At 52.0% G+C, this 23270-nt stretch carries 24 protein-coding genes; 22 read left to right on the top strand and 2 right to left on the bottom strand.

The features are described 5' to 3' along the window. The first annotated feature begins 42 nt into the window (after positions 1 to 42). The 17 genes from thpR to panD all read left to right on the top strand — a co-directional run bounded on the left by thpR (position 43) and on the right by panD (position 15722). Entirely contained in the window at positions 43 to 573 is a 531-nt protein-coding gene (gene thpR, locus OGX99_RS03785) for an RNA 2',3'-cyclic phosphodiesterase (protein ID WP_286542709.1), read from the top strand. A gap of 15 nt (positions 574 to 588) precedes the next feature. Beyond that, positions 589 to 1293, top strand: a complete 705-nt coding sequence (gene sfsA / locus OGX99_RS03780) for a DNA/RNA nuclease SfsA (protein ID WP_151216775.1) — start codon at positions 589 to 591, stop codon at positions 1291 to 1293. A gap of 177 nt (positions 1294 to 1470) precedes the next feature. Continuing rightward, positions 1471 to 1926, top strand: coding sequence for an RNA polymerase-binding protein DksA (gene dksA / locus OGX99_RS03775; RefSeq protein ID WP_003018625.1), 456 nt, complete (start codon positions 1471 to 1473; stop codon positions 1924 to 1926). 69 nt (positions 1927 to 1995) lie between these two features. Next, positions 1996 to 2892: a tRNA glutamyl-Q(34) synthetase GluQRS gene (gluQRS, locus tag OGX99_RS03770; RefSeq protein WP_252838400.1), complete on the top strand. Its 897-nt coding sequence runs from the start codon at positions 1996 to 1998 to the stop codon at positions 2890 to 2892. A gap of 71 nt (positions 2893 to 2963) precedes the next feature. Then, complete coding sequence (pcnB, locus tag OGX99_RS03765; RefSeq protein WP_210904658.1) at positions 2964 to 4358, top strand: polynucleotide adenylyltransferase PcnB; 1395 nt, start codon at positions 2964 to 2966, stop codon at positions 4356 to 4358. Next, complete coding sequence (gene folK / locus OGX99_RS03760) at positions 4355 to 4834, top strand: 2-amino-4-hydroxy-6-hydroxymethyldihydropteridine diphosphokinase (RefSeq protein ID WP_210904452.1); 480 nt, start codon at positions 4355 to 4357, stop codon at positions 4832 to 4834. Before pcnB ends, folK begins: the two co-directional genes overlap by 4 nt. Positions 4835 to 5413: 579 nt before the next feature. Beyond that, positions 5414 to 6004 carry a fimbrial protein gene (locus tag OGX99_RS03755; protein ID WP_151224571.1) on the top strand — a complete coding sequence of 197 codons (591 nt, stop codon included), beginning with the start codon at positions 5414 to 5416 and terminating at the stop codon, positions 6002 to 6004. Positions 6005 to 6406: 402 nt separating this feature from the next. Next, on the top strand, positions 6407 to 6994 hold the full coding sequence (locus tag OGX99_RS03750; protein ID WP_151216771.1) for a fimbrial protein: 588 nt from the start codon (positions 6407 to 6409) through the stop codon (positions 6992 to 6994). A 70-nt stretch (positions 6995 to 7064) separates the two neighbouring features. After that, positions 7065 to 7808 (top strand): fimbrial chaperone, encoded by a 744-nt coding sequence (locus OGX99_RS03745; protein ID WP_252838401.1) that lies wholly within the window; start codon positions 7065 to 7067, stop codon positions 7806 to 7808. 21 nt (positions 7809 to 7829) lie between these two features. Next, positions 7830 to 10430, top strand: coding sequence for an outer membrane usher protein (locus OGX99_RS03740; RefSeq protein WP_420869112.1), 2601 nt, complete (start codon positions 7830 to 7832; stop codon positions 10428 to 10430). A 13-nt stretch (positions 10431 to 10443) separates the two neighbouring features. Continuing rightward, positions 10444 to 11019, top strand: coding sequence for a fimbrial protein (locus OGX99_RS03735; RefSeq protein WP_151216769.1), 576 nt, complete (start codon positions 10444 to 10446; stop codon positions 11017 to 11019). Positions 11020 to 11035: 16 nt separating this feature from the next. Then, positions 11036 to 11626 (top strand): fimbrial protein, encoded by a 591-nt coding sequence (locus OGX99_RS03730; protein WP_252838402.1) that lies wholly within the window; start codon positions 11036 to 11038, stop codon positions 11624 to 11626. A 6-nt stretch (positions 11627 to 11632) separates the two neighbouring features. Beyond that, positions 11633 to 12208: a fimbrial-like protein gene (locus OGX99_RS03725; protein ID WP_252838403.1), complete on the top strand. Its 576-nt coding sequence runs from the start codon at positions 11633 to 11635 to the stop codon at positions 12206 to 12208. Between the two features lie 10 nt (positions 12209 to 12218). Beyond that, on the top strand, positions 12219 to 13475 hold the full coding sequence (locus OGX99_RS03720) for a fimbrial protein (protein WP_252838404.1): 1257 nt from the start codon (positions 12219 to 12221) through the stop codon (positions 13473 to 13475). Positions 13476 to 13592: 117 nt separating this feature from the next. After that, complete coding sequence (gene panB / locus OGX99_RS03715; RefSeq protein WP_252838512.1) at positions 13593 to 14384, top strand: 3-methyl-2-oxobutanoate hydroxymethyltransferase; 792 nt, start codon at positions 13593 to 13595, stop codon at positions 14382 to 14384. Positions 14385 to 14393: 9 nt separating this feature from the next. Continuing rightward, on the top strand, positions 14394 to 15248 hold the full coding sequence (gene panC / locus OGX99_RS03710; protein WP_286542702.1) for a pantoate--beta-alanine ligase: 855 nt from the start codon (positions 14394 to 14396) through the stop codon (positions 15246 to 15248). A gap of 93 nt (positions 15249 to 15341) precedes the next feature. Then, complete coding sequence (gene panD / locus OGX99_RS03705; RefSeq protein WP_000621526.1) at positions 15342 to 15722, top strand: aspartate 1-decarboxylase; 381 nt, start codon at positions 15342 to 15344, stop codon at positions 15720 to 15722. Between the two features lie 6 nt (positions 15723 to 15728). On the opposite strand, the gene OGX99_RS03700 is transcribed toward panD, so the two are convergent. Both OGX99_RS03700 and OGX99_RS03695 read right to left on the bottom strand, forming a co-directional pair. Next, a complete protein-coding gene (locus OGX99_RS03700) occupies positions 15729 to 16958 on the bottom strand; it encodes a polysaccharide deacetylase family protein (RefSeq protein WP_151216764.1) in 1230 nt (409 codons plus the stop codon). Between the two features lie 61 nt (positions 16959 to 17019). Continuing rightward, entirely contained in the window at positions 17020 to 17460 is a 441-nt protein-coding gene (locus OGX99_RS03695) for a PTS sugar transporter subunit IIA (protein WP_187253734.1), read from the bottom strand. Between the two features lie 376 nt (positions 17461 to 17836). Between OGX99_RS03695 and OGX99_RS03690 the strand changes: the two genes are divergently transcribed. From OGX99_RS03690 to OGX99_RS03670, 5 genes are all read left to right on the top strand, one after another. After that, positions 17837 to 18517, top strand: coding sequence for a DUF1120 domain-containing protein (locus OGX99_RS03690; protein WP_252838405.1), 681 nt, complete (start codon positions 17837 to 17839; stop codon positions 18515 to 18517). 254 nt (positions 18518 to 18771) lie between these two features. Continuing rightward, positions 18772 to 19464, top strand: coding sequence for a DUF1120 domain-containing protein (locus tag OGX99_RS03685; RefSeq protein ID WP_252838406.1), 693 nt, complete (start codon positions 18772 to 18774; stop codon positions 19462 to 19464). 56 nt (positions 19465 to 19520) lie between these two features. Beyond that, positions 19521 to 20231 carry a fimbria/pilus chaperone family protein gene (locus OGX99_RS03680; RefSeq protein WP_256484190.1) on the top strand — a complete coding sequence of 237 codons (711 nt, stop codon included), beginning with the start codon at positions 19521 to 19523 and terminating at the stop codon, positions 20229 to 20231. A 16-nt stretch (positions 20232 to 20247) separates the two neighbouring features. Then, entirely contained in the window at positions 20248 to 22683 is a 2436-nt protein-coding gene (locus tag OGX99_RS03675; protein ID WP_252838407.1) for a fimbrial biogenesis usher protein, read from the top strand. Further along, entirely contained in the window at positions 22680 to 23240 is a 561-nt protein-coding gene (locus OGX99_RS03670; RefSeq protein ID WP_252838408.1) for a DUF1120 domain-containing protein, read from the top strand. The genes OGX99_RS03675 and OGX99_RS03670 overlap by 4 nt, the downstream gene beginning before the upstream one ends. Positions 23241 to 23270: the final 30 nt, after the last annotated feature.

Here is a 23270-nt window from a genome sequence, read left to right as displayed (position 1 = left end):
CTGCATTGTAGCATCGCGTTAATTCATAACCGAGTATCCATCATGACTGAGCCAAAAAGGCTGTTCTTTGCGATTGAATTGCCAGGCGAGGTTCGGGAGCAGCTCATCCACTGGCGGGCCGCGCAGTTTCCCGCTGAAGCGGGTCGTCCCGTCGCCGCTGATAATCTGCATCTGACGCTGGCCTTTTTAGGCGACGTCAGCGCGGAGAAACAGCAGGCGCTGTCACAGCTTGCCGGACGTATTCGCCAGCCGGGTTTTACCCTCAAACTTGATGATGCCGGACAATGGCTGCGCTCGCGGGTTGTGTGGCTGGGAATGCGTCAGCCGCCGCGCGGCCTGCTGCAACTGGCGAATATGCTGCGGGCGCAGGCCGCACGAAGCGGGTGCTACCAAAGTCCGCTGCCGTTTCATCCACATATCACGCTGCTGCGCGATGCGGGTCATGCGGTATCTCTCCCCGCACCTGGCTTTGGCTGGTCATTTCCGGTCACGGAGTTTGCGCTGTATTCCTCTTCACTATCGCGGGGACGCACGCGTTACACGCCACTGCAACGCTGGATGCTGACTGAATAATCAAAGGGACTGTTCATGCAATTTTCTCCACCTTTACAACCTGCCACGCTCATCCTGCGCTATAAGCGTTTTTTAGCGGATGTGATTACACCGGATGGCACAGCGCTAACATTACACTGCCCCAATACGGGAGCGATGACGGGATGTGCAACGCCGGGGGACACAGTCTGGTATTCGACATCAGAAAATACTAAACGGAAATATCCCCATACCTGGGAATTAACACAAACGCAAAAGGGCGCTTTTATTTGTGTTAACACGCTGTGGGCCAACAAATTAACTAAAGAAGCTATTGAGAATGAGCTCATTTCAGAAGTTTCAGGCTACAGCACCTTGAAAAGTGAAGTAAAATACGGCACCGAAGGGAGTCGCATAGACTTTTTGTTACAGGCGGATTCCCGACCTGACTGCTATATTGAAGTGAAATCAGTCACGTTGGCGGAAAAAGATCAGGGTTATTTTCCCGATGCCATTACTGAACGAGGTCAGAAACATCTTCGGGAATTGATGAGCGTAGCGGCTGAAGGCAAGCGTGCCGTGATATTTTTTGCGGTGTTGCATTCAGCCATTACACGGTTTTCACCCGCGCGTCATATCGATGCTAAATATGCGCAATTATTAGTTGAAGCACAGCTTAAGGGGGTAGAAATTCTGGTTTATAAAGCGGAACTTTCTGCCCATGGTATGACTCTTAAAGAGCCATTGCCCATTACCTTGTAATGGTGTAAACATTTGGTTAATTAGTATTCTGGGCGCGTGGGCAAATACGCTTTTCCTCACAGGGTTGTCAAGTGTTACGTTTAGATAATTGCTATCCGGAAAAGCATCTGCTATTTATAGCGACCTGATTTTTCCCCCGAACATGGGGATCGATAGTGCGTGTTAAGGAGAAGCAACATGCAAGAAGGGCAAAACCGTAAAACATCGTCCCTGAGTATTCTCGCCATCGCTGGGGTGGAGCCGTACCAGGAGAAACCGGGCGAAGAGTATATGAACGAAGCCCAGCTGTCGCACTTCAGGCGTATTCTTGAGGCATGGCGTAATCAACTTAGGGATGAAGTTGATCGCACCGTATCTCATATGCAAGACGAAGCGGCTAACTTCCCTGATCCGGTGGACCGTGCCGCGCAGGAAGAAGAATTCAGCCTTGAGCTGCGTAACCGTGATCGTGAGCGCAAACTGATCAAAAAGATCGAGAAGACGCTGAAGAAAGTAGAAGATGAAGATTTCGGCTACTGCGAATCATGCGGCGTAGAAATTGGTATTCGCCGTCTGGAAGCGCGTCCAACAGCCGATCTGTGCATCGACTGTAAAACGCTGGCAGAAATCCGCGAAAAACAAATGGCAGGTTAATTCCGGCCATTTTACCACGTTGACTACAGGCGGGAGCTTCTCCCGCCTTATTATTTGTTAGCCCGCAAAATGAGCGATTCACACTATATTGGCCGCTTCGCCCCTTCCCCCTCTGGCGAGCTACATTTCGGTTCACTGATTGCCGCCCTCGGGAGCTACCTGCAGGCGCGGGCTCATCGCGGAATCTGGCGCGTACGTATTGAAGATATTGACCCCCCTCGTGAAGTTCCCGGTGCTGCAGACACAATTCTGCGTCAGCTGGAACATTACGGACTGCATTGGGACGGCGATATTTTATGGCAATCTCAACGTCATGACGCTTACCGCGAGGCACTCGCCTGGCTGCATCAGCAGGATCTGAGCTATTACTGCACCTGCACACGTGCGCGTATTCAAAGCGTCGGCGGTATTTACGATGGTCACTGCCGTGAGTTACGTCATGGGCCAGAGCAGGCGGCGGTACGTATTAAACAGCACCATCCGGTACTGCAGTTTACCGACCAACTGCGCGGTGTGATTCAGGCTGACCCGCAACTCGCAAGGGAAGATTTTATCATCCATCGGCGTGACGGGCTGTTTGCCTATAATCTCGCGGTGGTGGTGGACGATCACTTCCAGGGCGTGACGGAGATTGTGCGTGGTGCCGATCTTATCGAACCAACGGTACGGCAGATTTCGTTGTATCAACAGTTCGGCTGGCAAGCACCAGACTATATTCATCTGCCACTGGCGCTCAATGAACAAGGCGCTAAACTTTCCAAGCAGAATCATGCGCCTGCACTGCCCAATGGCGATCCGCGCCCGGTACTGATTGATGCATTACGCTTTTTGGGGCAGCCCAGTTATAACGACTGGCGGGATATGTCAGTGGCACAACTCCTGCAATTTGCCGTGGCTAACTGGGATCTCACCAGGGTACCAGAACAGGTAAGCATAAATCCGGCATTCTCAAATGCCTCATGCTGAGCTATGATTAGCCGCGATTTTTACACAGCAACACTTGTCTTTACTGAAGTTTGACACTACCGAGGTGCACTATTTTTACCCGAGTCGCTAATTTTTGCCGCAAGGTGCTAAGCCGCGAGGAGCGCGAGGCCGAGCTTGCCGTCGCCCGTCCACATATGACGGTAATCCCGCGTGAGCAGCACTCTATCTCCCGCAAAGATATCAGTGAAAATGCCCTGAAGGTAATGTACAGGCTCAATAAGGCCGGATACGAGGCATGGCTGGTAGGCGGTGGCGTACGTGATCTTTTGCTGGGCAAAAAGCCGAAAGATTTTGATGTCACCACCAATGCAACGCCGGATCAGGTGCGAAAACTGTTTCGTAACTGTCGCCTGGTTGGGCGTCGATTCCGTCTGGCCCATGTCATGTTTGGCCCGGAAATTATCGAAGTCGCGACCTTTCGTGGACACCATGAAGGCAGCGAGTCCGATCGCACAACGTCACAACGCGGGCAAAACGGTATGCTGCTGCGCGACAACATCTTCGGCTCCATCGAGGAAGATGCTCAGCGTCGCGACTTCACGATTAACAGCCTGTATTACAGCGTGGCCGATTTCACCGTACGTGATTACGTCGGAGGCATGCAGGATCTCGAAGATGGCGTCATCCGCCTGATCGGTAATCCAGAAACGCGCTATCGTGAAGATCCTGTACGTATGCTGCGTGCCGTACGCTTTGCCGCCAAGCTCGACATGCGCATCAGCCCGGAAACCGCAGAACCGATCCCGCGTCTGGCAACGCTGCTTAACGATATTCCTCCCGCGCGCTTGTTTGAAGAAGCGCTCAAGCTGTTACAGGCGGGCTATGGGTATGAAACCTATAAAAAACTGCGTGAGTACAGCCTGTTCCAGCCGTTGTTCCCAACTATTACGCGCTATTTCACCGAAGACGGCGACAGCCCGATGGAGCGCATCATCGCCCAGGTGCTGAAGAATACCGATAACCGCATCAACAATGATATGCGCGTTAACCCGGCGTTCCTGTTCGCCGCCATGTTCTGGTATCCGTTACTGGAAGCCGCGCAGAAAATCGCGCAGGAGAGCGGTCTGGCCTACTACGACGCTTTCGCGCTGGCGATGAACGACGTACTGGACGAAGCCTGCCGCTCGCTGGCTATTCCTAAGCGCCTGACCTCGTTGACCCGCGATATCTGGCAGCTACAACTACGTATGTCCCGCCGTCAGGGCAAACGCGCCTGGAAGCTGATGGAGCATCCAAAATTCCGCGCTGCCTACGACCTACTGGCCCTGCGCGCCGAAGTGGAACACAACGCAGAGCTGCAGCGTCTGGCGCAGTGGTGGAGTGAATTCCAGGTTTCCGCGCCGCCGGAACAAAAAGGCATGCTGAACGAACTCGACGAAGAACCAGAGCGCCGTCGACATCGTCGCCCGCGTAAACGTGCCCCGCGCCGTGAAGGTTCTTCGTGACCCTCGTTTATATTGCGCTCGGCAGTAATTTAGCCTCACCTCTGGAGCAGGTTAATGCTGCCGTGCAAGCGATAGGCGATATTCCCGACAGCCGCATCGTCGCAGTTTCCTCGTTTTACCGTACACCGCCGTTAGGCCCACAGGATCAGCCAGACTACCTGAACGCCGCCGTGGCGCTGGAAACGACTCTCGCGCCCGAAGAACTGCTTAATCACACCCAACGCATTGAGCTACAGCAGGGACGCGTGCGTAAAGCCGAACGCTGGGGGCCGCGTACGCTGGACCTTGATATAATGCTGTTTGGGGATGAAGTGATGAATACCGACCGTCTGACCGTGCCACATTATGACATGAAGAACCGTGGATTTATGCTGTGGCCACTGTTTGAAATAGCCCCTGAATTACGCTTCCCCGATGACAACCAGCCGCTGGCTATCTGCCTGCGTCACGTGTCACCCTGCCCCGAACGCTGGTAATATTGCGCTTATAAAGCAGGCACGAATCATTCAGCTTGCGTCACAACACGTGCCTGAGTTTTGAGTAGATGACGAGTATCACCATATAATCTATCGAGAAATATTAAATCAATCTACCGAAACGCCTTTAATATTAGCTGAAATTTTAACCCACATCTCCTTATATCTTCTAACAAAACAATTCAAAAATTCTAAATAACGCAATTACATCATTAAAACAAATAATATAAATAATATACCGACACTCCTCTAATATTTAATAACCATTTCGACATGTATTAAAACCACCCCAAAACGAATAAAAAAACAAAAAAATGCTCATTTCATTCAAAAATTAATCAAAACCTATGGTTTAGCGTAAAAAAGACATATCAATGACATCTTCTTCAAGACAAAGGAGATAACGTAAAAAAATAATATTCAATTTATGAATGATAAAACTTTTTAAATTCAACTCATGGATTTTACAAAGTAACCACATTCAGGTTTAATTCACACGAATTAATTTCATATAAACCATATTTTTATTTACCAGATAAAAAATTGCGCCACATATTAACTTTATATAAGGATATTCTTGTGAAGAAAAAAATCATCGCACTATCGGTTGCTTTCTCCGCTGCCCTGCTCTCCGCCTCTGCACTTGCAGCATTAGACGGCGGTCAGGTCGACTTCGCTGGTCTGGTGAGTGACAACACCTGTGCGCCACATGTAAACGGTGGCAGCCAGGACGGCCAGGTACAGCTGAAAACCGCCAAAACCGCTGATATCACTGCCAACCCCGGCGTATCAGACACCACACCGGGCGTTATGCCAGAAAGATTCTATATCACCGTAGACTGCGGCGCTGCGACGTCGAATACCAAAGCCAATCTCAGCATGGCTTCCACGTTCTTCAGCAATGCCAACGGCACACTGAACAACGATAAAGCCATCATCAACCCGGCCAGCGGCGTTAACCTGGCGATTCACATGGTCGATTCGTCTGGCGCTGCCGTGGCGTACAAACAGGTGAAAGTCAACAATCCCGCAGATACTCACCAGGTGGCATTCAAAAGCGGCATCGCTACCTTTAACTTTGTGGCGTCCTACGTCAGACAGGCCAGCGCGGTTCCTGTAACACCGGGTTACGTGAAATCGAACACCGCCTATACTCTGACCTACGAGTAAAGGCTCGGTTCTGGAGCTATCGGCAGTAATGGGATAGCTCCTCTTTTCCCTGCTACCGCATAATAAGCACATAGCAGGCGGATGCGGTTTTATCCAGCCGTAACAATAGACAACGAAAATAACAAAAAGCAAAAACAAAATAATTTTATATAATCAATAGCGTAAACAGCAAGATTGCGAAAATGGCCCCAAAAATAATAATGCATAATTATCCAAAGTGTCATAAAGGATAAAAACACCGAGGCTTTATATCGCATATACATGAGGCAATGAACAAGAATCATCACCCTGATTAATAATTTAAAATAAAATCATCCAAATGTTATATTTTTATATTTCATTGACGCTCCATATAATGAGCGCTGCTTTACATGAAATTATTTTTAACAAGGATATTTCTACATGAAATTAAAGTTAATAGCTTTATCGCTGGTGCTGTCTGCAGCGTCAACCACAACGGCATTTGCAGCATTAGACGGTGGTCAGGTCGACTTCGCCGGTCTGGTCAGTGACAACACCTGTACGCCGCACGTAAACGGCGGCAGCCAGGACGGCCAGGTACAGCTGAAAACCGCCAAAACCGCTGATATCACTGCCAACCCCGGCGTATCAGACACCACACCGGGCGTTATGCCTGAGAAGTTCTACATCACCGTAGACTGCGGCGCTGCGACGTCGAATACCAAAGCCAATCTCAGCATGGCCTCCACGTTCTTCAGCAACGCCAACGGCACGCTGGAGAACGATAAAGCCATCATCAGCCCGGCCAGCGGCGTTAACCTGGCGATTCATATGGTCGATTCGTCTGGCGCTGCCGTGGCGTACAAACAGGTGAAAGTCAACAACCCTACTGATACTCACCAGGTGGCGTTCAAAAGCGGCATCGCCACCTTTAACTTTGTGGTGTCCTACGTCAGACAGGCCAGCGCAGTTCCTGTAACGCCGGGCTACGTGAAATCGAATACCGCCTATACGTTTACCTATGAGTAATCGTTAACGCTTTATAAGGGAATAAAGAATTCCATTATTCCCTTTTAATGAAAAACATGGAGGAATAATAATGACCAGGATGCGTCGTTCTACTCTTATTACATTATCTCTACTCGCCACCACCTCGGCTATTAACCCGGCGAGGGCCGATATTATTCTGTCAGGCACCCGAATCGTTTACAACGAAGCCCAAAAAGACACCACTATTCGGCTGGAAAATAAAGGTTCGCGCCCGGCATTAACGCAAAGCTGGCTGGATGACGGCAATCAAAACGCCGACCCAAGCACGATTAATCTTCCTTTCAACGCCACGCCGCCGGTGTCGCGCATTGAAGCGGGCCGCGGGCAGACAGTGAAAATCACCTTTACCGGCGGACGCGCATTACCGAAAGATCGGGAAAGTATCTATTGGTTTAACGTCCTTGAAGTGCCGCCCAAAATGAAAGACGAAGACGTTAACGAAAAAAATCTTCTGCAGTTGGCATTCCGTACACGAATTAAAATGTTCTACCGCCCAAGCGGGCTGAACGATAACGCCTCGGAAGCACCGCATAAATTACAGTGGCGCCTGCAGCAAAAAGCGGGCAAGCCCGTACTGCACGTCACCAATCCCACTGGCTATTTTGTTTCGTTTAATAAAGTAGAAACCAACGTGAATGGCCGAAAATATACCGCTTCGTCATCCATGGTCGCACCGAAAACCGAAGCGGACTTTGCGATCCCTGGCTTAAGCGGCATGCCGGGTAAAGCCAGCGTCAATTATATGGCCATTAACGATTTTGGCGGTGCCATCAACGGTAAAGCCGATCTTTAAATTTAGCTTCTGGACACCTTGATGAATATGTCGTCAAAAAAGTTCGCTGTTTCGCTGTTAGCCCGCGTGATTATGTTCGCCGTTTGTTCGGCTTGTCCTCTCGCATGGGCTGAAAATGAAAACGTCGAATTTGACAGTTCATTTCTCATGGGACCCGGCTCTAACAGCGTCGACCTTAGCCGCTACACCAACGGCAACGCCATTGCTGCCGGGATCTATGACGTCAGCGGCTATGTCAATAACACGCTGGTCACCACGCTAAAACTTGAATTTATTGACGCCAAGAACGGCAAAACCGAAGCCTGTATCACGCCTAAAATACTCAGCCAGTTGCACGTCCGCCTGCCCGACGATATGCCGGAAGATGCCGTATGGCTCAAGCGCGACGATCGCGCGAACAGCTGCCTTAAGCTGTCGCGTGCCATTGACCAGTCAACCGTTCACTTCGATGGTGGCGACCAGCGTCTGGATATCGGCGTGCCGCAAATGTGGGTGCAGAAAGGTTTTGCCAACAGCGTTGACCCTTCGTTATGGGACGATGGTATCCCAGCCGCCATGCTGTCGTATAACCTCAATGCGTGGAAAAACCAAAACAATGAAGGTACCGATGACAGCGTATACGCCGGCTTTAATGGCGGAGTCAACCTTGGCGCATGGCATTTTCGCGCTCAGGGTAACTACTCCTGGCAAAAAGAGGGCGAAAGCAGCATTGAGTACCAAAACCGGTACGTCCAGAGGGACATTGCTTTTCTGCGTTCACAGCTCATTCTCGGCGAGTCTGGTACCAGCGGTGAAACCTTCGACACGGTGAATATTCGCGGCGCGCGCCTATACAGCGAGTCGCAAATGCTGCCGCCACAGCTTGCCAGCTTCGCGCCGACCATACGCGGCGTCGCCAAAAGCAACGCCCGCGTCTCAATCACCCAGAACGGCTATAAAATTTACGAAACCACCGTCCCGCCTGGGCCATTTGTTATTGACGATCTTTCACCGTCCGGCTATGGCGCGGATTTAGAAGTCACCATCACCGAGGCCGATGGCACGAAGCATACCTTCACCCAACCGTTCTCATCGCTGGTGCAAATGATGCACCCTGGCGTCGGCCGTTGGGACGTCAGCATAGGCGAAGTCAATGACGACAGCCTGCGAGATAAACCCGGCCTGGCGCAGGGCACCTTTTATTACGGCTTCAACAGTACGTTTACCGGCTATAGCGGCATTCAGGCCACAGATAACGGCTATCTCGCCGGGCTGCTCGGCCTGGGGATGAATACCTCGGCGGGCGCCATCTCCTTTGACGTGACGCAATCGCAAGCCAGGATCCCGGAGGATCAAACTTACTCCGGCCAGAGCTATCGCGTATCGTGGAACAAATTTTTCACACCGACCGACACCTCACTGAATATCGCGGCCTACCGCTACTCCACGAAAGACTACCTGGGACTGAAAGATGCGCTGACGTTGATTGATGATGCGAACCACAGTAGTGGCGATAGAGTCCGCAACATGAATAGCTACGCGCGAATGAAAAACCAGTTCACCATCAGTCTTAACCAAACCCTGCAAAGCGGCGACGAGACCTATGGCTCCATATACCTTACCGGCAGCTGGTCTGATTACTGGGTCACCAATGATTCACGCAGTAGCTTCTCGGCAGGCTACAGCAACAACTGGGGCTGGGCCAGCTATAGCGTGAGCCTGCAGCGCACCTACGATGAAGACAATAACCGCGACGACTCGGTGTATCTCAGTCTGACCATTCCACTGGATAAATTACTGGGTAGAGAAACCAGCGGCGGCGGTTTCCACACTTTAAACAGCAGCGTAAACAGCGATTTTAACGGCAACAACCAGTTCAACACCAGCGCCAGCGGCTACAGTGCCGACAACCGCTGGAACTACAGTGTCAGCACCGCCTATGACATGCGCAAAGAGGATAAAAACCTCTCCACCGTCAGCTCTTACGTCAGCTATGACTCTGGGTATGGCAGCCTGGCCGCGTCCGCCTCTGCCAGCAACGATAGCTCGCGTCAATATTCCCTTAACACCGACGGCGGCTTTATTTTGCACCGTGGTGGCCTGACCTTCAGCAACCAGAGTTTTGGTGATAGCGATACGCTGGTGCTGATAGAAGCGCCTGGCGCCAAAGGGGCGCGAATTGACTATGGCAACAGTACGGTTGACCGCTTTGGCTACGGCGTGGGCAGTTCGCTGACCCCGTACCGGGAAAATATGGTCTCGCTGGATATTGACCAGTTGGAAAATGACGTCGAACTGAAAAGCACCAGCTCGACGGTGATTCCACGCCGTGGCGCGGTGGTACTGAGTCGATTTGAGACCGACCAGGGCCGCGCAGCCATTATTAACCTCGTACGCAGCGACCATAAACCGGTTCCGTTCACCGCCGAAGTTTACGACGAGAAACAGACACTGTTAGGTACCGTAGGCCAGGGCAGCCAGGCCTTTGTACGCGGCATTGGCGACAGCGGCGATCTGGTGGTGCGCTGGACGCTCAAAAACCAATCCCAAAGCTGCCGCCTGCATTACCAGGTGACGCAGCAAGATGAGCAGAACGGCGGCAAAACACTCGTGTTCAATGCCGTTCCCTGCATAATGCAATAGATTACGAGGAAAGATGATGAAAATACGCCGCGTAATCTCCGCGTTGAGCCTAACCGGACTGCTGTTTTCCCCGTCCTGTTTTGCAGGCAATCAAGGGATAAGTGTCGACTTTACCGCCGTGATAGCGGAAACCACCTGCAGCATGAAAGTCAGCAGCGTGACGAACGCCACGGTCAGCGGCAATGACCCGCAATATTCGCTTAAGATACCTACCATGGCGCTGACGGCAGTGGTTAATGCCACAGCAGAGGCCGAAGGCAGTTTCAAACTTCTGCCGCAAGAGTGCAATAACAATATTACCACGCTGAAAATGACCATATGGTCAGCCGACCGGATGCCCAGCACCGACTACAAGCTGCAAAACAGCCTGAGCGGCGGCGCAGAAAACATTTCGCTTGGTTTTAAGCCCAAAGGCAGCGATGACGGCGCCCTTTTCCGTCTGGATGGTTCGCAAGAGGTGCTATGGCGCGCCGACCAGATAGAGAACGGCTTTGATATCAGCGCCTTTTTCCGTCGCAGCAGTTCTTCAATCGCCCCCACCAGCGGGGATTTTCAGGCCAAGGCGACGTTTACGTTTACCTATGAATAGCAATGAGGCTACGTTGATGCGATCTCTCTTCTCACTCTGCGGTGCGCTTCCGGCCCTGCTGATCGCCTTTCCTGGGTTTGCGGGCATCAACGCGCTGGAGATGACGGTGTCCACCACCTTCCTCCAGCCCACCTGCGAGACAACGATCACTGACAGCAGCGGTACGGTGAACTCGGTGGTCAATATCGGCGATATTTATCTTCCGCAGGTGGTGAATAAAACCAATTTCCGCGCCTTTTATTTGGCCTTCAAAAACTGCTCCGGGCTGGTGAAGAATCAGGCCTCAGTCACCCTGACCCCCAGAACCGGTTGCGATGGTCTTTCCGGTAGCGGCAACGGATTTCGTAACGCGCTCAACGGTGGCGAAGATGCCGCTGGCGTCTCAGCGGAAGTGTGGACTACCGCCTCGCCGGGCAGCAGCGGCAGCGTACAACTGCAGTGCAACAACCCGGTTAAACAAGCGGTTAATGTCACCGACGCGCACGACGACAATATCGTCAAGTGGCCGCTCAGCGCCCGCATCGTAATAGCCAATGGTAACACCATCGCCGATATACACACCGGGGGATTCTCCACCCAGGGCCTGTTCACCGTCACCTATGAGTAAAACGCCATGAGCACACTATTGCGCCGCACGCTGACGATTGGCCTGTTGTTATTAACCTCTTTCGCCCACGCCGATAACGAGGTGGAAATCAGAGCCAATATTCTGAACACCAGCTGCGAAATCTCCCTGGATAACAATGGGCTGGTGGAATTAGGCACCAAAGATATCGACTATTTCGCGCGCGGCATTACGCCAGAAGATCCTTACCAGGGGGGCTCTACGTTCTACGTCCGCGTGAAAAACTGTATGCCGGTCAGCGGGAAAGAACCGTCAAAAATTACCCTCAACTTTTCGCCGCTTTCCGGGCGTTTTGCCACCGGGTCAGCGCAAATTTTCCCAAACGACGCCACGCCGGGTGCACAAAACGTGGGCGTGGTGATCTTCTCCACTCAGGATCCCAGCCATATCGTCAACGTGATGAACCCCGACGGCACGCCGCGCAGTCAATATGACGTGACCGCCGCCACCTATCAGGACAGCATGTACACCTTCTATGCCAGGATGCAGAAAGTGGTCTCTGCGCAGTCGATTACCGGCGGCCCGGTCAAAAGCAGCGTGCTGATTTCCGTTTATTATGAATAAGGAATTGAACATGATAAGGACATTATTCGAACGACGCGGCGGGAAAGGCGTTACCGCCCTCCTGCTCGTCAGCCTGCTGTCTGGCGTCAGCACCGATAGCCTCGCGAAAAAAACCTATGTGTTAGGCGAATACCAGACTTCTTACCAGGACGGCCGCGGCCCCTCAAAAGATGGCACGGTTAATATGACCTATAACGCAGCCCCCACGGTGGTATTTAGCCATAACACCACCCTGGCGCCGGCCAACGTGGTGTTGAAATGGGATAACAACCATGGTTCGGGAAAAAACTCAACTGGCGCATTCTGCACCCAGTCATCCAGCGGTACGGAACGTGGATTTTCAGTACAGTCGGGTTTTATCTCCGCCGGCAGCTATAACGGAGTGGATATCTTTAAAACCAATATTCAGGGACTCTACTTTTCGCTTAAGCTACATAACTTTAGCGCCGCAAATCAGTTTACCGTGAACGTCACTGAATTGAATATTCGTAATAGCATTCAGTCCAATGTGCTGACCCCCATCCCCAGTGGAAACTGGTGCGATAAAACCAACACCAGCGGTGGTGTGAACTACGCCACCGATGGCGGCTTTGCTTTTTACAATACGATCACCTTTTATACCGACCAGACCTATGTCCCTGGTGGAAATTCTATTCAACTGCTAACGAACGGTTACGGCCTTCGCATTTGGAATGAGAGTCCCGGCCCAGGTATTGCCAGCCACGACATCCTTGTCACTTACGATATCAGCAAAATCAAAATCAGCGAACCCACCTGCACGGCTCAACCAGCTGTCAGCGGTCGCAGCGTCAGCGGCGGTGTTGTCGACCTGGGGCGCTACAGCCCGCGTGATATTCTCACAGGTGCGACGCCAGTACCTTTCGCTATTCAGCTCGCAGGCTGCAGAGGGCTCAACAATATTAACGTGACGCTCTCTTCAAATGCAGTGGGTAGAGACCCTAGCCTGCTCGCCAATGCGTTAGCCAACGATCGAGCCGACGGCGTGGGAGTGCAAATCAGCGGCGCGGCAAATAACTTCAGCCCGCAGACTATTCTGGTGCCAAATGACGAGAACTCGGTGTATCGCGATCGGCACGATACCACCGGTGAAAACAACATTTATGATGGCACGGTTGTGGGTAATGAGCCGGGCGTAGCGCAATCTCAAACCCTCAATTTCCTGGCAACGCTGAAGCAAGACAGTAATCAGCCAATCACCGCGGGTAATTTCAGAGCCACCGGTATCTTCACGATGGACTACCCGTAACGCTCACTCCCGGCTGTCTATGGCCGGGAGATCTCCATAAAGGGCTAACTTTCCATCGTCGCTTCCCCTACAATGCGGCCATTATATTCAGATTATTGATGACCAACAGGGGTTATGATGAAACCAACCACCATCGCCTTGCTGCAGAAATGCAAACAAGAAAAGAAACGCTTCGCCACCATCACCGCCTATGACTACAGTTTTGCCAAACTGTTTGCTGACGAAGGCGTTAACGTGATGCTGGTCGGTGACTCCCTGGGAATGACAGTTCAGGGTCATGATTCTACCCTGCCTGTGACCGTTGAAGATATTGCCTACCACACCCGCGCCGTGCGTCGTGGTGCGCCCAACTGCCTGCTGCTTTCAGACCTGCCATTTATGGCTTATGCCACGCCGCAACAGGCGTTTGAAAACGCCGCGGTGGTTATGCGTGCGGGCGCCAATATGGTAAAAATTGAAGGCGGAGCCTGGCTGGTTGATACGGTGAAAATGCTCACCGAACGTGCCGTGCCGGTTTGCGGTCATCTGGGGTTAACCCCGCAGTCGGTGAATATCTTTGGTGGCTATAAAATTCAGGGCCGCGGCAATGCCGGAGACGTTCTGCTGGAAGATGCGCTGGCGCTGGAAGCCGCTGGCGCTCAGTTGCTGGTGCTGGAATGCGTACCGGTTGAGCTGGCGAGGCGAGTCACAAATGCGCTGTCTATTCCGGTTATCGGTATTGGCGCAGGTAACGTCACTGATGGACAAATCCTCGTCATGCACGATGCCTTCGGCATTACCGGCGGCCATATCCCTAAATTTGCCAAAAATTTCCTCACTGAAGCGGGCGACATGCGCGCCGCAGTACGGCAGTATATTGCTGAGGTTGAATCCGGCGTCTATCCGGGTGAAGAACACAGTTTCCATTAAGGAGTCAACGTGTTAATTATTGAAACTCTGCCGTTGCTGCGCCAGCATATTCGTCGTCTGCGTCAGGAAGGCAAACGCGTCGCGCTGGTCCCTACCATGGGGAACCTACACGACGGTCATATGAAGTTGGTTGATGAAGCAAAGGCTCAGGCTGATGTCGTGATCGTCAGTATTTTCGTTAACCCAATGCAATTTGATCGTGTGGAAGACCTGGCGCGCTATCCACGCACGCTGCAGGAAGATTGCGAAAAACTGAACAAGCGTAAAGTCGATGTCGTCTTTGCACCGTCAGAGAAAGAAATCTACCCGCAGGGCACAGAAGGCCATACCTATGTAGATGTTCCTGGACTGTCTACTATGCTGGAAGGCGCCAGCCGTCCGGGTCACTTCCGCGGTGTTTCCACTATCGTCAGCAAGCTGTTTAACCTGATCCAGCCAGATATCGCCTGCTTTGGCGAGAAAGATTTCCAGCAACTGGCGTTGATCCGCAAAATGGTAGCGGATATGGGTTATGACATTGAGATCGTCGGCGTACCCATTATTCGTGCCAAAGACGGCTTAGCCCTCAGCTCACGTAACGGCTATCTCACGGCAGAGCAGCGTAAAATCGCCCCTGGTTTATACAAAGTAATGAGCCATATCGGTGAAAAATTACAGGCTGGTGAGCGCGATCTGGAAGAGATTGTCGCCATTGCTGAGCACGAACTGAATGAAAAAGGCTTCCGCGCCGACGACATTCAGATCCGTGATGCCGACACACTGTTGGAGTTGGCTGAAACCAGCAAACGCGCAGTGATTCTGGTCGCCGCCTGGCTGGGTCAGGCGCGTCTGATCGATAATCAAAGCGTTACATTAGCCCAGTAGACAGGGGTTAAAAATCAGGCAATACTGCCTGAAATTCTCAAAGCAGGTCAATTGCGCCTGCTTAGCCAAGATAAACGACAGGGTATAGAAGTTATGATTCGCACCATGCTGCAAGGCAAGCTCCACCGTGTAAAAGTCACGCAGGCAGACCTGCACTATGAAGGCTCCTGCGCCATTGACCAGGATTTTCTTGACGCCTCTGGTATTCTGGAAAACGAAGCGATTGATATCTGGAACGTGACCAACGGGAAACGTTTCTCCACCTACGCGATTGCGGCTGAACGCGGCTCCAGAATTATCTCAGTGAACGGTGCGGCAGCGCATTGCGCCGAGGTTGGCGACATTGTGATTATTGCCAGCTTCGTCACCATGTCTGATGAAGAAGCCCGTACCTGGCGTCCAAAAGTAGCCTACTTTGAAGGCGACAACGAAATGAAGCGCACCGCGAAAGCCATTCCGGTACAGGTTGCCTGACAGCCATTACCCCTGCGGCTGGTTGCTTATCAGCCGCGACATTGTCTCCAGCGAATCCGTTCTTAAAATATAAAGTCTTTTCAATAAGAACGGATTATCTCCCGGCTTAACCTTCCCTCTCACCGTAGTGACCGCCATATGGAATCCTGCGTCGCCTGCGGCTTTTACCGCCGTGGCGTTATAACCGCCAAACGGATACGAAAGATACAGGACGTGAGGATTAAACTGGGACAACGCCCGGCGCGAACGGGCGAAATCGAACAGAATATTGTGATAGCTGCGACTCAGCAGGATCGGTCGGTGATTCGCATCAACCCGATGTAAAAAATGGGTATGCGACTGGAAGTCGAACACATCCCGGATCTCGTTCAGTTCAGAGAGGCTCATAAACTGCAGCGATTTCGGATCCCACTTCTGCGGGTGGCGCTTGATGCGTGAGGAGATGATAAACGCCGTGGCCTTCATACCGTACTGCTTCAAAATGGGGTAAGCATAACGGCTCACCGACTTGAGACCATCATCAAAGGTCAGCACCACCGCCCGCGCCGGAAGATTCATTTTATTCTGCACGTAGCCTTCCAGTTGATACATCGTCAACGTGGTGTAGCCACGATCCTGGAGCCAGGCCATCTGGTTGCTAAACGCACGTACGGAGGTTGTGGTGGAGGTATGGCGAAAGCGGGTATTCTCTTCATCGCGCAGAATATGATGGTAAGTTAGCACCGGAATACCGTTGTCTTCCTGCGCATCCAGCGCGCTAACATAAGCCAGTCGGCCACCAATGCGGATCTGGTACCAGGTCTGGTTGAGTCGGTCTTTAAGCTTGCTGATAATCGGATAACGCAGATTATCAGCCAGCACCCCAAATGGGGCGCTACCGACATCCGGAGCGTTATAAACCGATGTATCTTTCCAGGTTATCAGACTTTGATTACTCAGCGGTTTATTGAGATCGCCCAGGCCATCATCGACTTTCTGCCGCCCCTGAACGGGCTCCAGGTGCCCCTTATCAATAAACCCGGTGCCAAAACCAAAGGCAAATTCGTAATAGTCTGCCGCGATGGGCTCAACGGCGAGGATCTGCCCGGCGCGAATATTCCCGACCGTCACCATTTTATTGCCAATTTGCGCCCATACGGCGGCGGCTTCGGTGGTTTGCATATAGCGAGCAGGCAAAGCCGCAGTGGCGCTGCCAGAAAACAGGAGCAATAAAATAAGCAGAACGCGCATAACCATATGAGATAACCGAGGCGAGAAACCCTGGCTATTGTAGCAAAAACGCCATCAATACCAATGATTAATACTCATACAAATCATGCTTCAACACGAAGGGGGGATTTTTTTGTTGCTGATGCCAGAGACTGGAGACTTCAGGCCCGCCAAGCGCGACGATGCTGTCGCGAAACGCAGCACTGCTCATCGATTCCCGTGACGACAGCATTCGCTCAAGTAACGGATAAGTGATACCTGAAATCACTTCACACTGGGGGTGTTTATGGCTCATTAACGAAGCCACACGGTAAGGCGCAGCCCCGGCCATATCGGTCAGGAATATCACGCCCTCGCCCGAGTCTGTAGCATGCAGGGCATGGCACATCATGCGACTTAGCATGTTCGAGCTGAGCCCTCGCCAAAAACTTACCGCCTGACACTGGACCAAAGGACCGTGTTTTGTTTCCAGACGATGCAGCATATCCTGTGCCTTATCGTCATGACAGGTAATTACCCAACCCAGCATCGCAACTCTCCCAATGAGTCTGAATCAGCAAACAGCTTATCATACACCGGACCTGCATGTTTCTTACCGTTGCATCACATATATCAATATTTTCTTAATTTTTGTTCTTAATCCGAAAATCATTGATCTATTTATTCGTGGAATAAATAAACGCAATGGAAATTATTTCATATTTAAATAAGAACTGTGCAACCCTGCGCTATTTATTAGCTATAATTGAAAAGCTATTAAGAAAAAATATATATGTTTCCCACTCCAGCTAAAATATAATTTTACACGAAAAAAACATTAGCATAGCAAATGCTATTAATATTTTTTATCTTTCTCTTATTATTAAGAGCGAGATGTTTTATTTATATTCTATAAAGGATTAGCAATGAAAAAGGTATTTTTAATTTCAGCATTATCACTCGCAACACTGATGTCCAACGCCCACGCTGCAGATACCACCTTACTGAAAGTAAAAGGTCTGCTGACCAACGCCGCCTGTACCCCTGCGCTGGATCAGGTCGGTGTTGCTGACTATGGCCGTATCTACCTCGGCGATCTGAGCAGCACTGCAACCAACCAGTTAGGCAAAAAAAATGTCAGTCTGAATATTACCTGCAACACCGCTACCAAAGTGGCATGGACGCTGACCGATAACCATGCCGACACGCTGGCTTCCGGCATCACAGTGAAAAACGCGGACTCGGCAGGTGGAGAAGCCACGGGGGCAACATTGACGGCGGGCCTGGGTAAAGCGGGCGCGGTAAACATTGGTGCCTGGGCGGTATATGTCGATCCTACGGGCGTGAAAGCAAACACCGCTGCGGCTGACTTGATCTCCAGCGATGTCGCCACCGTAAGCTGGTCAAAATCCACCACTGGTGCGGTCAAAATGCAAAATGCCGGTATGCTCTCTTTGGCAACAACCGGAACAACTGACCCGGTAGCGGTCACATCGGCGGAATTCCCGCTGGTGGTGTCTGCTGCCATTCAGGATACCACTACCCTGGCTATCACTGATGACACCAATCTCGACGGTGAAGCAACCATCACGCTGAAATATCTCTAATCCGGGCATCCAACGCCACCGGCGCAATTGCTGAAGGTGTTGCCTGACGGCCAGCGAACGTTTCATACGCGGCTGGCCTGTATATCCCCTAAATAATTCGAGTTGCAGGTCAAAACGCCTCTGCATTTTGAACGCCGCTTGCCGCGGCTCTTGAAGAGCCGGATAAAGCCAACGCACCTGCAGCCTGGAGAATGACGGATATTAAAGAGAAAAACAAATACACCGTTTAGTTGCTTTACCTGTAAGGATTAACAATGAAAAAAACACTTTTAATTTCAGCGTTATCACTGGCTCTACTGGGCTCCGCCGCTCACGCAGCGGATACCGCCACTCTGAAAGTCGCCGGGAAGCTCACCAATGCCGCCTGTACTCCCACCATGAGTGATGCGGGGGTGGCCGACTATGGGAAGATTTACCTCGGCAACCTGAGCGCCACCGAAACCAACCAGCTAGGACACAAAAATATCACGCTGACCCTTAACTGCACAGCGGCCACCAAAATGGCCTGGCGCCTTTCGGAAAACCGCACTGGTACTCGCCCGTTAGGTATCGAAGTGGCCAATGCAGACATCTCGGGAGCCTCAACAGATTTGGCTCCACGAACAAATGGCCTCGGCAAAACGGCCGGGAACGTCAAGATTGGTGGCTGGGCTCTCTATGTTGACCTGCCGAACCTGAAGGCCAACGGCGCGGTCGTGGATATGGTTGAAGGTAACGGCACGCTAACGCAAGCCTGGAAGAAATCAACGACGGGAGCAATAACCAACGATGCCGGAGATCTTATCTGGTACAGCGTCGCCACCACTGGCAGTGTGGATCCACTGGCCATTACCGAAGCGGTTTTCCCACTGGTAGTCTCTGCCGCCATTCAGAATACAACAACGCTTGCCATCACCGACGATACCCCACTTGATGGTGAAGCCACCATTACCCTGGGCTATCTGTAATCGGTTCCCCGCTCTCCACCGGATGTGGAGAGCGTATTTCCCCATGGAGGATAACAATGATTTCCCTGCAATACCTGACATCCAAACGCGCATTACTGGTGCTGTCTCTTTCCCTGTGCCCAATGATAGCGGCACATGCCGCTGGCATGGTGCCGGACACCACGCTGCTGGTCATTGATGAATCAGATGGCGGTGGGGTCATGAACGTCAAAAATACTGACGACTACCCGGCATTACTGTACACCACCATCACTGACCTGCCCGACGACAAAGGCACTCAGGTACACGTCACCCAGCCCGTGGTGCGCGTAGAGCCGGGGCAACAGCAGCAGGTGCGTTTTATTCTGCAAACCACCGAGCCGCTCACGGTAGAGCATTACAAACGCGTCGTCTTTGAGGGAATTCCACCCAAAGACCCAACCAAAAAACGCAAAATTAGTTTTAATATTCGCCAGGATTTACCGGTGCTAATCCGCCCGAAAAGTTTACCCGTGGTTACCGACGCCTGGAAACTGCTCACCTGGTCAGGCAGCGGGCAACATCTCACGGTGAAAAACCCCTCGCCTTACGTAGTGCGCATGGACATGAACGTTACGTATCAACCTTCCGGCACGGCGGGGAGACTGCCTAAAACCTATATTCTGCCCGGTGAAACGCTGAATGTTGCGGTACCCAAAGCCATCGCCGCAGACAAATCGGTACGCTTTTCGCCTGCCAGCCGCTATGGCATTGAAGTTCCAACCTTTACCGCCCCATTAGCCCCCTGATCAGAAGGATAGATGAGTGAATAAGCTCAAGCCACTGACTTGCAGTATTCGCCATGCGCTCTGCTGTTCACTGACGATCTGTTTATTCCCGATGACAGCAGCCAATGCCAGAGAAGTGACATTCAGTACCGATATTCTCAAAGCGCGTGGGATCAGTACCAGCGTGGCACAATACTTTGCCAACGAAGCCCGTTTTCTGCCAGGACGGCACGCGGTTTCACTCAAAGTGAATGGCACGGAAAAAGGCACGCTTGCCCTGCGCTTTGGTGATAAAGGGCAACTTTGCGTAGATAATGATTTTACCGACGCGGCGGGGCTGCGCACGTTGTCCATCTCCGCCAGCGAAACGTGCCACGAAATTCACAGCGATTATCCTGACGCCACCCTCAATTACCGCCCCAACGATGAAACCGTGGAACTGTTTGTGCCCACCGTGGCGCTGGATAACGACTTTTACACACAGGAAAACTACGCCACTGGCGGCACGGCGGGGCTGCTGAACTATACGGTATTCAACTCACACAACGAGTTTGACACCGCCAGCAACGATTATTCACAGGCAGATCTGGAAGCGGGAATGAATATCGCTGACTGGACTCTACGCAGCCGTTATATCGTCACCGATGATAACGGTGAACGCAATGCCGACAGCCTCTATACCTTTGCTGAGCACGTGTTTATGCAGCAGAAAATACGCGCTCAGGTTGGCCAGATCAACGTGCAGTCGGCACTGTTTAGCGGTGCGCCGATAAGCGGCGTGCAGATTCAACCAGAGCAAGGACTTATCTCAAATTTCTCCGGGGTGAGCGTTTCCGGCATTGCCCGCACCCAGCAGGCTCGCGTGGAAGTGCGTCAGTCCGGGCAGCTTATTTACTCCTCCGTGGTACAGGCCGGGCCGTTTACGCTCGAGAATGTGCCGATCGTGCGGCACAATGCCAACCTGGACGTCAGCGTAGTGGAAACCGATAACTCGGTGACCCGTTTTATGATCCCGGCCGCCTCTTTCCGCCGTAATGGCCTGTCGCGCCCGACAGGATTAACGATGTCATTGGGTAAAGTCCGCGAGGTGGAAGGCGACTATAGCAACCCGTGGGTTTATAACGTCTCTGATGGCTGGCTGTTACATCCGCAGCTTTCTTTGCAGGCGTCCGGCGTGGCGGCACAGGATTATCAGGCAGCCGGAACGATGCTTGATTGGGCGGTGAACGATAGCTGGACGCTCTCGTCGAGTTTGCTCGGCAGCCGCGAATCCTTTGGCAGTGCGCAAAACGGCATGAAAACGGAGTTACAAAGTAATCTGTACCTCACCAGTAACTTCGCGTTATCCCTCAATGCGGCGCATTATTCGAACGGCTATCGCGAATTAACCGAAGCGCTGGATGATGAGTTTGAGCGCAGCAAAAATAGCTGGGGCGGCAACCTGAGCTGGAGTGCGCCGCTGGTGGGCACCTTTTCGCTGGGTTACAACTATGAACAGGCAAGCGACAGCGACACGGAAGACTCTCGCTATATGATCGCCTCATGGAGTAAATCGTTCCAGTATGGGTCCGTGAGCGTCAACTGGCAGCATGCGTTAAACAGTCATATCAGTGACGATAACGGTAGCCGCTACAACGATGATGACATGGTGTATGTCAATCTCAGTATACCGCTTGGCGCAAATCAGAATATCAGCGCTTATATGCGCGATCAGGGCGACCGAACCGCCTATGGCGTACAAAATAGCGGCATTATTGGCAGAAATACCAACTATTATCTGGCGGCAGAGCGTGAAAGCGCCGAACGCGACGTTAATTCGCTCAGCGGAGGCCTCAGCACCAACCTGCATTACACGCAGCTGAGCCTCGCGGCTACTGCCGACAGCGATCGGCAGCGCACTTACAACGGAACACTGTCGGGTGGAGTGGCAATTCACGATCATGGCCTCACCTTCTCGCCTTACGCCATCAAAAATACCTTTGGCATCGCGCGGTTAAGCGAATCACAAAGCGGTGTCGAAATTTCCACGCCGCAGGGCTCCGTGTGGACTGACGTCTGGGGGCAAGCGGTGATCCCGGGCGTGTCGGAGTGGCGAAAATCACGTATTGAAATTAATGCCAACAGCTTGCCGCAAAATATGGATCTGGCGAACGGGATCAAGAGCGTGGTTGCCGCCCACGGCTCGGTAAGCAAAGTGGATTTTAACGTACTGAATACACGTCGGGTCATGCTGACGGTAAAAGGTGCGGACGGGCAATGGTTACCGAAAGGAATGAGTATCGTTGATGAGCACGATAATTATCAGGTCAGTGTGGTAGACAGCGGTCGCGTCTTTATCAGCGACGTGGAAGGCAACCCTGCACTTTATGCCGTGGATGACAATATGCAGCGGATTTGTCGCATACATTACACGCTCAGCGACGAGCAGGATAAAGAGGCGTTTTATGAAACCGTGGAGGGAACCTGCCAGTGAAGATAAATGGGATTTATGGGGTCGTTGCCGCTTTGGTGCTCTCTTCCCCCTCTGCAATGGCGCAGAGTGAGTGCCAACTGACTTTATCTCAACCGACCGTGGGGTTTAACACGTTCCGACGGGAAGATAGTGTCAACACACGCCAGCAGTGGCATCAAATGCCAACGAAAGAGATCAGTGTGAACGCTTACTGCCCGCAAGACACCGTAATGGGCGTGTTTGTACAGGGAAGCGCTGGCCCGCAAGGGCGTTTTTTATTTGGTAACGGTGGCGGGCTCGCGGTACGGGTGAGCCAACTGGTCGTTGATGGGCGCCACTATTCGGTGGCAAAAACCAGCGACCGCCAGAATCTGACCGCCGAAGAAAATGCCGGCGAGACGCTGTTACTACATAACAATGACGGTATTGTGGCAGTAGAAAACCATGCGCAGGTATCGGGAAAGCAGATGTCATTTACCCTGACGCTAACCCCAGTACTCAACGATAACCAGTTTTCGCATACCACCGATGTCACCAGTCTGGAGGCGGACTTACGCTGGGAGTTGCTCACACGATAATGCTGGCCGGATGCGCCGCTCAAAACGCCA

It is taken from the genome of Citrobacter sp. Cu096 (assembly GCF_030332285.1).
Taxonomy (GTDB): Bacteria; Pseudomonadota; Gammaproteobacteria; order Enterobacterales; family Enterobacteriaceae; genus Citrobacter; species Citrobacter meridianamericanus.
The sequence above is the reverse complement of the archived record's forward strand: the minus strand, read 5'-3'. Positions and strand labels throughout refer to the sequence as shown.